Origin of the sequence: Paenibacillus sp. FSL R5-0928, from assembly GCF_037970385.1 — a bacterium.
In the GTDB taxonomy this organism is placed as follows: domain Bacteria; phylum Bacillota; class Bacilli; order Paenibacillales; family Paenibacillaceae; genus Paenibacillus_AQ; species Paenibacillus_AQ odorifer.
In genome coordinates this window covers 846,965-859,509 of the sequence record NZ_CP150225.1, presented here as the reverse complement: position 1 = coordinate 859,509, position 12,545 = coordinate 846,965, and the positions used below count along the sequence as shown (strand labels likewise).

Annotated in this window: 12 protein-coding genes; 4 read left to right on the top strand and 8 right to left on the bottom strand. The window is 41.6% G+C overall.

What is annotated here, in order from left to right; all coding sequences use genetic code 11:
* Positions 1 to 5: 5 nt before the first annotated feature.
* Both gnpA and MKZ16_RS03750 read right to left on the bottom strand, forming a co-directional pair.
* Positions 6 to 2,168, bottom strand: a complete 2,163-nt coding sequence (gene gnpA / locus MKZ16_RS03755) for a 1,3-beta-galactosyl-N-acetylhexosamine phosphorylase (protein ID WP_076104108.1) — start codon at positions 2,166 to 2,168, stop codon at positions 6 to 8.
* Between the two features lie 12 nt (positions 2,169 to 2,180).
* The gene (locus MKZ16_RS03750; RefSeq protein WP_076104109.1) at positions 2,181 to 3,200 is read right to left on the bottom strand and encodes a glycoside hydrolase family 88 protein; all 1,020 of its coding nucleotides are present in this window, start codon (positions 3,198 to 3,200) and stop codon (positions 2,181 to 2,183) included.
* Positions 3,201 to 3,578: 378 nt separating this feature from the next.
* Here MKZ16_RS03750 and MKZ16_RS03745 point away from each other — a divergent pair, with 378 nt between their 5' ends.
* Positions 3,579 to 4,520: an AraC family transcriptional regulator gene (locus MKZ16_RS03745; RefSeq protein WP_036684829.1), complete on the top strand. Its 942-nt coding sequence runs from the start codon at positions 3,579 to 3,581 to the stop codon at positions 4,518 to 4,520.
* A gap of 22 nt (positions 4,521 to 4,542) precedes the next feature.
* On the opposite strand, the gene MKZ16_RS03740 is transcribed toward MKZ16_RS03745, so the two are convergent.
* From MKZ16_RS03740 to MKZ16_RS03725, 4 genes are all read right to left on the bottom strand, one after another.
* Complete coding sequence (locus MKZ16_RS03740; RefSeq protein ID WP_076104110.1) at positions 4,543 to 5,301, bottom strand: hypothetical protein; 759 nt, start codon at positions 5,299 to 5,301, stop codon at positions 4,543 to 4,545.
* A gap of 253 nt (positions 5,302 to 5,554) precedes the next feature.
* A complete protein-coding gene (locus MKZ16_RS03735) occupies positions 5,555 to 6,175 on the bottom strand; it encodes an MBL fold metallo-hydrolase (protein ID WP_179089987.1) in 621 nt (206 codons plus the stop codon).
* A gap of 220 nt (positions 6,176 to 6,395) precedes the next feature.
* A complete protein-coding gene (locus MKZ16_RS03730; RefSeq protein ID WP_076104111.1) occupies positions 6,396 to 6,965 on the bottom strand; it encodes a hypothetical protein in 570 nt (189 codons plus the stop codon).
* Entirely contained in the window at positions 6,947 to 7,312 is a 366-nt protein-coding gene (locus tag MKZ16_RS03725) for a helix-turn-helix domain-containing protein (protein WP_076104112.1), read from the bottom strand. Before MKZ16_RS03725 ends, MKZ16_RS03730 begins: the two co-directional genes overlap by 19 nt.
* A 191-nt stretch (positions 7,313 to 7,503) precedes the next feature.
* Here MKZ16_RS03725 and MKZ16_RS03720 point away from each other — a divergent pair, with 191 nt between their 5' ends.
* Complete coding sequence (locus MKZ16_RS03720; RefSeq protein WP_076098717.1) at positions 7,504 to 8,037, top strand: NAD(P)H-dependent oxidoreductase; 534 nt, start codon at positions 7,504 to 7,506, stop codon at positions 8,035 to 8,037.
* 73 nt (positions 8,038 to 8,110) lie between these two features.
* Here the strand turns inward: MKZ16_RS03720 and MKZ16_RS03715 are convergent, their stop codons facing one another.
* Positions 8,111 to 9,277 carry a DUF4317 domain-containing protein gene (locus MKZ16_RS03715; RefSeq protein ID WP_076104113.1) on the bottom strand — a complete coding sequence of 389 codons (1,167 nt, stop codon included), beginning with the start codon at positions 9,275 to 9,277 and terminating at the stop codon, positions 8,111 to 8,113.
* Between the two features lie 158 nt (positions 9,278 to 9,435).
* Positions 9,436 to 10,557 (bottom strand): FAD-binding oxidoreductase, encoded by a 1,122-nt coding sequence (locus MKZ16_RS03710; protein WP_076104114.1) that lies wholly within the window; start codon positions 10,555 to 10,557, stop codon positions 9,436 to 9,438.
* A 168-nt stretch (positions 10,558 to 10,725) separates the two neighbouring features.
* Here MKZ16_RS03710 and MKZ16_RS03705 point away from each other — a divergent pair, with 168 nt between their 5' ends.
* Together MKZ16_RS03705 and MKZ16_RS03700 are read left to right on the top strand one after the other, a co-directional pair.
* On the top strand, positions 10,726 to 11,913 hold the full coding sequence (locus MKZ16_RS03705; RefSeq protein ID WP_076104115.1) for an ABC transporter permease: 1,188 nt from the start codon (positions 10,726 to 10,728) through the stop codon (positions 11,911 to 11,913).
* Positions 11,914 to 11,959: 46 nt separating this feature from the next.
* Complete coding sequence (locus MKZ16_RS03700) at positions 11,960 to 12,499, top strand: helix-turn-helix transcriptional regulator (protein WP_076104116.1); 540 nt, start codon at positions 11,960 to 11,962, stop codon at positions 12,497 to 12,499.
* The last annotated feature ends 46 nt before the right edge of the window (positions 12,500 to 12,545 follow it).

The following is a 12,545-nucleotide window of genomic DNA, read 5'->3' as shown; positions in this document are numbered from 1 at the left end:
TGTAATTAATCGCCAATAGTTCGGATAATAGTATCAAACGGATCTATTTCCAACGTTTGTTGTCCATATTCTGTATCAATCGTAGTTTTTTGAAGCTGGTCGCTATTGTTAATCACGACGAGTATTTTACTTTCTGGATAATACGCACACTCTGTATATAAATTATCCGTAATATACTTTGTGTCCTTTAACTCATTCCCGGCATAACGAATCACATTTAACAGCAATCTTGTATTTTCAAAGCTTAAGGTGAAAGAAGGCAGGTAGATCCCATTTCCTTTACCAAAGGCATGGGCAGACAATGTTATCATCCCACTCTTTTCACACAATACCGCTGCCGAGCCATCCGTAAGATAAATGTTATTTTTAGGTGTTATACTGGCTCCTTCAGGCACTAAACCTTGCTCATCTCTAGCCTCAAATGTCCATCTTCCATGAGCTACCTTGGAGCCTGTATCCTCATCGAGACCAAGCACATGGGCCATTCTGAAAAAACTGTCATAACCTTCAAGCGCCGAAGGCTGATTGACACCTATAAAAGTACCGCCCTCATAAACCCACGCTGTCAGTAAGTCCACGCACTTATGGTCACTCCAGTATTCTCCGCCACTCCATGCTGAACCTGCCGAGCCGGCATTAATCACTACATCACACTCTTGTAATACTCCCTGACGGATATCTTCAAAATCAATGAACTGGACTTCAATCGGCAATCCGGACAAAGCCTCATTGATATGAATCAGATCATGCATATACGTTTCATGGAAATGCCCGGACAAAGTCCACGATCTCAATTTACCCCAAGCGTGTAAAATGGCTACCTTCGTCTTAATGTGATACGGTTTGCCTTTATGATGCAGCTCTTTAATTTCTCTGAATTCATCCGCGATCTTTTCGATATAATCACAAAAATCCGGATAAGGCTCTACAAGATGCAAATATCCGCCCAGTCCAATCCGATCTATAGGCTCTCTGAGCAAGGCGCGCCGGATATTAATCCAATACTTTTTGGCATCGAGCGTAGGGTTACCTCCCTCCATAAACGTAGGGAGCCCTCCCAATCCAACCGGAAATAAATAGGGATGCAGCCGAATCTCATGGGTATCTACTTTTACACCAGAACAAAGCCTTGCCTCAAACCCTGAGAACACACATTTAATCATCCCGTCAAAACCAAACTCCTCAAAACGGTCATTGTAAGGCTCCATGCCAACCCAACTATCATCATAGAAGACATACGCCAGCTTATCGTGCTTATGCACAATATCAATTAATTGCTTACCAAATTCGATGACAAAATCATTGATAAATGCCATATAGTCCAGCTTCCGCTGCTGCGCCGGGATATGACTGACCCGATATTTCCCACCATTCACAAAATCCTCGGCCGTGAGCGAATACCCATATTTTTTGGCAAACAGATCAAGCGCTCTTGAGCTTACCGTAAAATCATATGAACCCCAGTCCGAGAACAAATGGCGATTGCGCTCATCACTGCCCCAGATCCAGGCGAAATTATAAAAGAGGGAGGTAAACCGAACCACTGTTGTTTCCTTATGCTTATGACACCAATCTTCTATCCAATGGAGTAAATATTTTTGCGTTTCTACATAGATGGGATCAATCTGCATCAGATGCTCTTTTTCCCAGTGATTCGTGGTGTGATTGTACATGGAGATCTCTTCCCAAATCCGGTAGACCATGAAGCTGACTGTGTATTTATGCCAAGGTGCAATTCCAGTAATGACTACATTTCCCGATTCCCGCTCATAATTCCACAGTTCTCTTGGAACCTCTTCGCCCGTCGTTCGGTCAAAAACCTGCCAGTACTTAAACGCCTCTTTGGAATCATTCACTCGGAATTGTTCAGCAAAAAAATCCTCCATCAGATAGATGGATAAATAATCTTGTACCGCTACCTTAGGATTTGTTATTAAAAAGCTCTGCTGCAGCTTGTCTGAATTCTGGGACGCCCATTCGTTATGATCTCTGATGATGCAGATTGTAGAATAAATGCCGTATCCTGCGTTGATAATCTCATCGGACAACTGTGTGCCGTCACTGTCACGAATGACATCGGCACCCCAACGTTCAGCTAATTCCAGGGTCAATGCCTCATAACCGGATTCTCCCGGCAGTGTAAAGGCCCCCGTTGTTTTTTTGGACAACTTGGATCCCTCCTATTTAAGCATATCGGATAGAAAAGCTAATGCTAAGCCTTGACCCCAGCCTTGAATCCAGTCTTTTGGAATATTGCGGTATCCTTCCCGATCCTTCATAACCGCTGTTCCGCCAGAGACACCCAGTACCCGTCCATCTTCACTGATATTGTTCAAAATGCCTTTCAGGGCCTTTTGCACATATTTGGTATGCAGCGGATTGCCGTTATTGATCATAGCAGCCGCAATGCCGCAAGACGCGGATACTTCTTCATAAGACTCCTCATCATCTAGTACTGTCCGCCACAGGCCGTTCTCCGTTTGCACCAGCTTGAGTGCGGCCAGCTGATCGCGCAGCGAACACTCCACGTCCATACACTGCGGATACAAATACCATTCTTTCAAAAGCTTTTTAACTTGCGACATAGTGTATGCGCCCCAAGCATTCGCTCTGCCCCAGAATAGTCCAGACATGTGATCCTGCTTCACATTATTGTAGCCGTGGTACCAAAACCCGCTGCTAGGATCTTGCAGGTATTTGATATGCCAATAATATTGATTCAAGGCATCTTGGATCATTTCCTGATCCTTTAATTTGCTTCCTACACGAAGCAGAAAAAATGCCGCCATAAACAAGGTATCCGCCCATGCCTGTTCTGGAAAATCATTAGAAATAGAGACGGTATGCTGCAACACATGATCTCCGAATCTAAGCGCATTGTTCTGCAGATAATCCACTTTGCTCATCACAATATCCCAATACTTCTGGTTACCTGTTTCTTCATACAAGGTGATCAGCATATGGCCCATAGCACAGGTGTTAACTGTCCAATCCGGCAGACCCAGCTCGATATATTCATCTGCCCACTGGACAAGCATATCCAAATACTCTTTATTTCCTGTAGTTTCATAAGCTCTGGTTACCCCATAATAAGCCACACCACAAGGCCAGTCCCATGTTAAATCCATCGCCATTGTTTTTCTGACCACTTTGTCGGTGACCCTTAAAATCTCTTCTCTGTCATAAGTTAATTGAAGCATCTTGTTTCTCCTCTCTTTCGCACACGCCCCCAAAGGCGCTTGAGAGCTGTCCGCCCATATTGTAAACGCTTTACTAACTCTATTGTAAGTAGTAAAATGGTCTGATTCTAAGCATATTCATAACTAAACTGTGCAATTTCAACCATTAACTAGTAGTTCTTATATTTCGGGATTGGCCGTGACTACAGAGAATGTTTGGACTTCCGGCCGCTGTTGTCGTAAGAATTTCTTGATTTTATACCGCTCTTCGCGGTGGAAATCTGCTGACAAAGGCGGACGCTAACGCTCCTACAGTTCCAAACTTCTCTATAGTTGAACTCGAAATCACTTTCACCTATACTCTTCACAAATCAACGGAATGGGAGCAGAGGACCCAATATGCCCAGAAAAAAGAAGCCCATCATTGAATACCGCCACTACAGCTTACCGATAAACTTTCCTATCCTGCTGTTAAGCGGTGAACGTTGGAAGATTTCTGATATTAAAAGTGAACATCTGCATTTCCATAATCATTTGGAGATTGGCATTTGCCATTCGGATAGCGGCATCATGGAGATCAAAGGAGAATCTGTGCCTTTTAAAGCCGGAGATGTGACCTTCATCCCTAGGTATCTCCCTCATACAACTTATAGTTCGCCGAATGAAGCCAGTCTGTGGTCTTATATCTTTTTTTCGCCTGAGGATCTTTTTCAGCAATCCTTCAAGAGCGCTTACAGCAACTTTGAGCCGAATCTGTGGGCAATTAAGGGAACAAACTGTATTTTGAACAAAGAGGAACATCCCAAGGTTTATACCCTTGCGACATCGGTCTTAGAGGAATTGAAGCAAAAAAATCCTTACTATCAAGAAAGTGCCTACGGCTTATTGTTATCGCTTTATATAGAGCTTCTTAGAATTCATTCCCGGAATGAACCCTTGATTAATCAAGACACAGAGCATAGCCTGAAGGGCGATTTTGTCATCTCACCCGTTCTGGAATACATCACTAAAAACTACATGATGCCGATTACCATCGATTTTTTAGCTGATCTGTGCCACCTAAGTACCACTCATTTCCGCAGGAAATTCCATGAGATTATGGGGTCCGCACCTCTCGACTTCCTAAACAGTACCCGTATTGAAGAGGCCTGCAAGCAGTTAAAAAGTACGGACGATTCCATTCTCTCCATCTCTGAGCAAGTCGGTTTTCAGTCCATATCCAGCTTCAACCGATGTTTCTCCAAGCTTATGGGTGAGTCACCTAAACAATGGCGTAAAGGCGCACAATCCGAAGCACAATCCGCTAAAGCGTCTATATTGGAGTTTACGGGGTGGGTTTGATCCATTGATCCATTGGTCTATTCTAGATCATCTTTCTCCCGATCGTTTTATATAACATGGTTCTTATCTTCTTTAACTGCGCAAAGTTTTCTTCAAATGAAATGCTGTGGGTCAGTGCCAGCCCTTTTGAGAAATCTTTTTTATATAGAAAAATTGATTCCAAATACAAACCTATGACATGAATCTGATTCCAAGTAGGATAACTTGAATTATGATAGAAGACAGTCAGCGTTTCTAATGCATAAAAATTATGACACCATCTCGCTTCCTCCATTATGTACTTCATTGCCGGTCCGTTATTGTTAATCATTATGTCCCGGAATTCATCTAAATGATTAGGCTGAACATCGACATATTCAATTGCATAAAATGGCTTTACATGCCGTTTTCTCGCGCCTTCCCCTGGTGTAGGGTACGTACTGTTTGGTGTAGTTACAAGTAACTCCATACGGATTGTTTCGAGCACGAAAGGTATATTCACATTTTTTAAGTTAGGTAAAATGATTTCGGCATCTTCTTTTTCCTTGATCTGCATTAGGATAAGATAATCCCATATAATGAATTCTCCATGTTTTTCGGCTGTTTTGTTATGACTGTAAACTGAAATATCCTCCACAGCATTATTTTGAGTCATGGATCCTAGAACGTCTGTGAGTTGGCTCTTTATTTCTTTTTTCATATGCTTTTTATACTTCTTATCGACTCCGATACTCCAAGCAATATAATAAGTATCATTTTGTGGTGTCAGTTTTAGATTCTCTACGCTTATTTTCTTATCCATTTCTGTTTCCCTTTCTGTACATGTCCCCAGCCATCGATGTATAATTCGTCTAAGATTTCTAATAGCTCAGGAGGGGTTTGAAGCAAGGCTGCTTATGATTAATCGTAACGCTGCTTCCCAATAAACGCAAATAAGCCACCCCCTATGAACTGCCCCATCAGGCACAACAAAAAGGCATGCGTCCGGTACACTACCGAATTCATACCTAACAATTCACCTAATAAAATAAGCTGTTATGTGATAAGGCTAGCCTTTACTTTACCTCACAAAATCTATTTAACAAGGGAATGATTTGTTCCTTGCTCATAGGGGCGTCGTGCCCCGGGATATACGTAGTAAATGAAAGAGTCGATAAAAACTCAATATATTTTTTCATTTTAATCGGATCAATTTTACCTTCTCCATGATAATAATCCCCGCTATGTGCATCACCTGCGAATAAAACTCCCGCTTCTTTTATATATACAACACAAGAATCCGCTTCATGTGGCCCTCCTACCTTTATAATCTGGCAAGTGGTGCCCCCTAAATCCAGCGTTAAAGCATCCTCGAAAATAATATTTCCTGTGCTAACCTTAATCTTATCAAACGTATCATATTCTTTTTTCATACAGTTATAGGCGAATGCTATTTCTTCTTTGGTCTCTAAACGTTTTACCACAGCTTCTTCATCCCATTCCCATTCTTTCAGGCGCTTTAGTGCCTCATTCGTTGCTGAAGAGACTATAGTTTCCCCGTCAAAAGCATGCATACCAAAGGTATGATCCCAATGCCAGTGCGTGATCAAAGCATATTTGGGACGTGGCAGATTGTTATCATCTAAACACTTTATAAAGGCATCTAAATGCGATTTTGAATTGCCACAATCAATCACAATTGAAATGAAAAGCTGTCACCTAAAACATATCCCAAAACAGGTCTGTCTGTTTCTCGGACACTTTCCAAATAATAAATAGAGTCATTTATTTTTTTGAGTTCCATCCTATTTTCTCTCCTTTATGGATACAGGTAAAGATACGCTCTATGGGGGAGATGATTACCTATTTATAATGGATGAAGCAGGTGCCATTGAGCAAGGGAGAGTTTAGTTATATTCACAATGTACTACGCCGTAGTTCATAAAAATATTGCACAATCGGATGCTTCAACTGCATCTTCTCGCTCATGTTTAAAATCCGCTTTTTCCCAACCCTTCTGTCCACTAAAGCCAGAATATTCAATAAGATATCATCACTCTCTATGCTTTCCTCTATAGAAGTAGATAAAAACTTATTAGCTACAACGATAAAATTCGATTTACTTAATGAGGTCTGTGCTGACAAAAGCTCCTTTGCAACTTCTGATATCTTTCTGCTTCTTGCAATGACTATTAGACGATCCTCTGGGATGTTCCCTTTACTATCTTTTCTAACCGCTTCAATGTCTTCAGGGTGGACAGGAATTTGGAGTTCCGAATCATTCTTAATCTCCTGCTCCGTCTGATACCATCTGATTGAGTTAGTTCTATCATTCATATTGAGTACGTTCTTTTTATCTACCGAAATATAACAGCTCCCTGATTTATCAGGTAAATAACGGTAACTGCTTGCGCGATATTCAACCTTGCCGGATAACGCAGGACATAGAAAACTCTCCAGTTGTTGCTTTAATTTGCTCCAGGACATGTATCCTCCAACAAGACGATCTCTTCTCCTCGTCTTTGTCTTATTTTTATATTTTCTTTTCCCCAAGAACACATAACATCCACGATCTTATTGGCTGTAACGCCATATTCCGTGAGGCTGTATTCAACTTTTGGCGGCATCTGCTGGTACACGAATCTTTTGACAAGCCCATCCCTCTCAAGTTCACGAAGCTGCTGGATCAGAACCTTTTGTGAGATGCCCTGAATATTACGCTGTAATTCACTTGTTCTTTTGGCACCGGACATCAAAAAGCAAATGATCAAAGCCTTCCACTTTCCGCCGATGATTTCTAGTGTTGCCTCTATCCCTAGATTATATTGTTTCATAGACTAACACCTCGTTCATACTGATCAAATTAAGCTTACTCAAAACTTCATTGTTGCATATATTTTTTTCTGAGTCCAGTACACACCTCGAAGTAACCATCTTACTTTATTGTGTGTATTTTCTTTTTTTACAACCTGCAAGATAATAATAATATTCATAAATAATATAGGCCTGAGAATGGAGATTCATCATGAAAACACTAGTGATTTTGGCGCATCCGGGCCTTGAGAATTCGAGGGTCAACCAGCGCTGGAAAGAAGAACTGCTATTATATCCCAACGATATTACCCTTCATGAGATTTATAAGGAGTACCCTGACTGGAATATTAATGTTCCTAGAGAGCAAAATCTAATGGAAGCATATGACCATGTGATCTTTCAATTCCCGTTGTATTGGTACAGTTATCCGCCGCTATTAAAAAAATGGTTTGACGATGTGTTGGCTTACGGATGGGCTTATGGATCAAACGGTGACAAGCTTAACGGGAAAAAGCTAGGGCTGGCCCTATCTATCGGTGATAAAAAGGAAAATTATCAGCCAGAGGGCTCTGTTTCTTTTACCGTAGACGAAGTGATCGCACCCTTTAAAGCCAGTGCCAAACATGTAGGCGCAGAAGCCCTACCGTACTTTGCTGTTTTTGGAGCTTCATTCCAAGCCAGCGATGAAGAAATTAATACTAGCGCAAAAGAATATATCGAATATATCTTTAATCACCGTATTTGACACAAAACAAATTGGGCTATCCTTAGTCTTGTTCAAAGACTTTAAGGATAGCCCATAACATTGTTGAAGCGGTCTAAAGATTCTCTGTAGTAAGTGTGAATCCTTCGATCACGGCATCTTCGTCAACCTCAATCAAAATGCAGCGTCTCCCATGATAATTCACTTGCTTCACATATTTTAAATCCTGCGGGCTGACCGAAATCGTAGCTACCTTTGTATCGATCTTTATCGATTTGGTAGTGAATTTCGGCATTACGCTGCTCGCCTTCATCTCATAATGCTTATCGTCAACGATCGTTTCAAACGCCCGTTCCACTTTTTCCATTGTCACGTTCTCTACGCCACTTACCGTCAGTACACGTTCCAGATCTCTATAATCGAGCATTGGAGGTTCTTCCTTATCGTCGTTGGTTTCGATGACCTGATGGATCTCCTCGTACACCTGTGCGAGAGTGGTTGCATCAAGCTGTTCGCCCGCCACTTCCTTCACGATGTCTTCGAATATAGCTCTCTCTTCCAGAGCCGTATTGGATCTTTCGGCATTCAAGACCTCTCCGACAAAATGCGGATCCGGGAAGTTCGATTTCCCCGTACAATACAGAATGCGGTTCACATCGGAATAATTGTCCGTCACGCTTGGGTAAAAGAAACCTTGCTCCGGCGTACTTAACTTGACGATCGGATCTACAATGATATTGTACTTGAACTCCCGCTCCACGTAATCAAACAAGAGAGCTTTCCGTTGTTTCTCCGTGGAATTCACGCTGCATAGGATAAAAGGATGCGCGAATAGTTCGTTTTTCTCACTTTCCTCGGCTTCATCGTTTCTATCTTTAGTCGGGCGGAAATACTGTCCGCGAACGAAAGTGATCACCGTATCCCGTTCATAATGAGTATCCGCCATCATTCTGTCCACCAACAGCAGCATCAGGTCCTGCCATTCATCCGGATCCCCTGTCACCAAAGCTTGATGAAGCATCACCTGCGCTGGCTCCTCCGCTTCCGCTTGAAACTTCAACTCGAACAATTTCTGATCCAATTCACCGGTCAGGAGTTTTTTGAAATTGCCCATATACAGCTCCTGCTTCTCTCTGTCCACCATTCCAAACGGCTGGCGCTCCCAATGATAGATCTCGTTGCTTTCCTTCATAATATACACGTTGAGAATATCGTAAATACTCATTAAATCGTGATCCAGCTTAAATTGCTTGCGTATATGCGCGACTTCTTTCTTTATCATGATTCGTTAGACAACTCCTAGGAAGATTAATTGGTCTTTTCAGTATAAAGGATAAAAAAAACCTTCGCTATATTAGTTGAAGTTAAGATTTTTCTATTAAGGTAAGTGCGTGACTGAGGTGAATGTTTGGACTTCCCCTCCATTCGTGCTCGTACTCATCAATTTATCGCATGCTCTAATGCATAGTCTTCAAGCGGAATATCTACCTGTTGATTCATGGCCAGCTTGGCTAGCTGCTCACCAAGAAAGGGTCCCATCGTTAATCCGGATGACCCTAGTCCATTAGCAACAATTAGTTTATTCCATCCTTGAACCCTGCCTAACACGGGAAGAAAATCTGCAGTAAAAGGACGGAACCCTACTCTTATCTCATTTAGGCTACAATCCGCAAGACCGGAAGCCGTTTGCAGACCTTTATTTAATATTTCTTGCATTCCTCCTGCGGTTACAGCAGTATCATAACCTACGACATCATTTTCGTGAGTAGCACCTACCACGATATTTCGATCCGCAAACGCAAGTATATATTGATCTGTAGGCGGCATTACCACAGGCCATTGCTCTGTACTCGCTTGTTGAGCAAGCTTCAAATGCATAATTTGAGCTTTTTGATAACGCACCTGGAGCATGATCCCAAGCGGATGAAGCAAAGCGTTAGACCAAGCCCCTGCGCACACAATCACTTCATCCGCTGTGAATGTCTGTTCTCCTACGCTAACCCCTTTAATTGCATGATCAGCATGCTCTAAAATAGCATCGCCCTCAATCATTTGCGCACCGTTACGCTGTGCCGCTCTTAGCAAAGCATCACGTAATTCACGTCCGTTCACTCTTGCTGCACCAGATACATGCAGCGCATGATAACCTTCCGACAATAATGGAAACTTCTCTTGCGCTTCAAGATCCGTCAGCATCGTAAGTTCCCCTATTTCAGGGGCGTCCTCTCTGCGCAGCTCCGCTCTTTCTTTCATCGCGAGTAACTTTTTCAAATCCTCATGAATACATATCGCTCCTACTTTTGCGTATCCAGTCTCGGTTTCTCCAGCCTCTTCCAACTCTTGAATAAGTGCCGGATAAAAGCTTGCACCCGCTTTAGCAAGACGATACCATGCTTTGTTTCTGCGTTGAGACAACCATGGACAAATAATCCCTGCTGCTGCATCCGTTGCTTGTCCAACATCCTTACGATCTATAATGATGACCTCAGCACCTAACTTACTTAGCTGATAAGCTGCTGAAGCCCCTAATATCCCTGCACCAATTACAATAACCTTGCTCATATTCGAAGTCCCTTCAGTTATTCATTTTTTAATCATTCACTACTTACCCATTGTATCTTAAATTTGACATTTATAATGAATTATCGTACTATAAATCTCACTCAGTTAAAAGTACTTTAATTGGAGTACTAAAATAAAAGTGTTATTCAGAAGAAAGAAGGTATAGCGTTGAAGTTTTCACAGTTTTTGAAGTCCAAAGGGGCCATTGGTTCTATTTTTATGGGTGTGTTCTATGCCATTGCGATGCTTGGTATTTTCTTACCAGGGTATACAGCACTTCCAGGGAACATGGATGATTTAAAAATTGCTATCGTCAATGATGATGCCGGTCAATATGGGGCTCAGATTTCGAGTCAGTTCACGGAGAGCTTACCATTCAAAACGATAAAAACCGATGTATCGAATAAAAAGGCGATGGATGAATTAGAACATAATAAGTTAGCTCTAGTTGTTCATATTCCAGAAGAATTTTCCGCCAACGTTCAAAGCGGTAAGGTATCCGCAAGTATTGATTTCACAGTCAACGAAGCTTCTGCCACCATGGTATCTTCAGCCATGTCTTCCGTTGTAGGGGAAATTAACAAACAATTAAGCGCGGACTTCTCAGAGCAAACCGCAAAAGGTGTGTTAATGAACTTTAACGTACCAGAAGAACAAGCCACCGCAATGGCTACACAAATTGAAAATAGTTATGTCGGGAATTATGTTGTCATCAATGATGTTCCGGACGGCATGCACAACAACATGCTACCTATGTTCTTAACTATGGCTGGTTATGTTGGGGCAATGATTGCCTCCATGCAATTAGTTGCTTCTTTTAAAGCGAACCGCGGGAAGGCAAGCAAGACAAAACTGTTTATGTTCGTTCAACTCACAGCTTTATTAATCGCTGTATTATCAACAGTCGTTGCTTTAACCATTGCCTTCTCTGTTGCAGATGTAGACCTATCCTTACTGTTACCAGTTGCTGCTCAGCAAATTCTAATGTATATGGCTGCATTTAACGTGTGTGCGATTATGGTCTTCCTAGTTGGCGAAGGCGGTATGGTCTTAAATATTCCGATCCTGCTCATGCAAACCATCGCCAATGGTGCTACCATGCCTCGTGATATGATGTATACACCATACGATTGGTTCGGCCGCATCACCCCGATGTATTATTCTGTGCAAGCTTATTTGGCACAAATGTTTGGTTCTATTAGTCCAGCACCCTTCTTATGGGGATTAGCAGGCGTATTTGCCGGGGCTATGATGATTAACATTGTTATCGTCCGGTTTGTTCATAAATCTGTACCTCTGACTAAAGAAACTATACTGCCCGTTGAAGTTAAAAATACAGCTGAAATAACCGCCTAGGTTTGGTAAGATAGAGTTTAGCCAACAATTAGGAGTGGGTTCTGTGATGTCAATTCAAATTTATATCTTAAGTAAGTTAATGGATGAAAATAATTATCCTTATAAATTAAAAAAAGAACTATCCACCCCTATTCCATTTGATACATTGCTAAATCTATCTGAAAGCAAACTATATTATCATTTTGAATCCCTTACGAAACAGGGCTTAGTTGAACAGGTAGAGATTATCAAAGAAGAACATCGCCCAGACAAACAGGTGTTTTCCATTACCGATAAAGGGCGCAGGCAGCTCCCGCTCAAAATTTATAAGGTAATAGAAGATGCAGAATCTATTTCAGATATGATTGTTGCTCTTGTGAATCTTCGTTTTGTAGAGACTGATAAAGTGATCCCGATTATCGAGAAGAAAATTGAACAGTCACTTATAAAAAAAGATCAATTAAATCAAATTTACCAGCAAATAGATGTAGATAGCTCCACCCGTGACGTCGTAGATTTCATGGAAAGCTACTACGCATCTCAACTAGAGCAATCTATTTACTGGTGGAAAGATCTTTTAGAAAAGCTGAAAACGAAAACTATATAAAAAAGAATGCCTTGGATTATAGCATAATCAAGGCATTCTTTTTTAT

What these genes read in the sequence shown, in the direction of transcription:
- MKZ16_RS03730 (WP_076104111.1), bottom strand. Translation starts at nt 6,965, where the DNA reads ATGTCCTGGAGCAAATTAAAGCAACAACTGGAGAGTTTTCTATGTCCT.
- MKZ16_RS03740 (WP_076104110.1), bottom strand. Translation starts at nt 5,301, where the DNA reads ATGGATAAGAAAATAAGCGTAGAGAATCTAAAACTGACACCACAAAAT.
- MKZ16_RS03700 (WP_076104116.1), top strand. Translation starts at nt 11,960, where the DNA reads ATGTCAATTCAAATTTATATCTTAAGTAAGTTAATGGATGAAAATAAT.
- MKZ16_RS03710 (WP_076104114.1), bottom strand. Translation starts at nt 10,557, where the DNA reads ATGAGCAAGGTTATTGTAATTGGTGCAGGGATATTAGGGGCTTCAGCA.
- MKZ16_RS03745 (WP_036684829.1), top strand. Translation starts at nt 3,579, where the DNA reads ATGCCCAGAAAAAAGAAGCCCATCATTGAATACCGCCACTACAGCTTA.
- MKZ16_RS03750 (WP_076104109.1), bottom strand. Translation starts at nt 3,200, where the DNA reads ATGCTTCAATTAACTTATGACAGAGAAGAGATTTTAAGGGTCACCGAC.
- MKZ16_RS03715 (WP_076104113.1), bottom strand. Translation starts at nt 9,277, where the DNA reads ATGATAAAGAAAGAAGTCGCGCATATACGCAAGCAATTTAAGCTGGAT.
- MKZ16_RS03720 (WP_076098717.1), top strand. Translation starts at nt 7,504, where the DNA reads ATGAAAACACTAGTGATTTTGGCGCATCCGGGCCTTGAGAATTCGAGG.
- MKZ16_RS03725 (WP_076104112.1), bottom strand. Translation starts at nt 7,312, where the DNA reads ATGAAACAATATAATCTAGGGATAGAGGCAACACTAGAAATCATCGGC.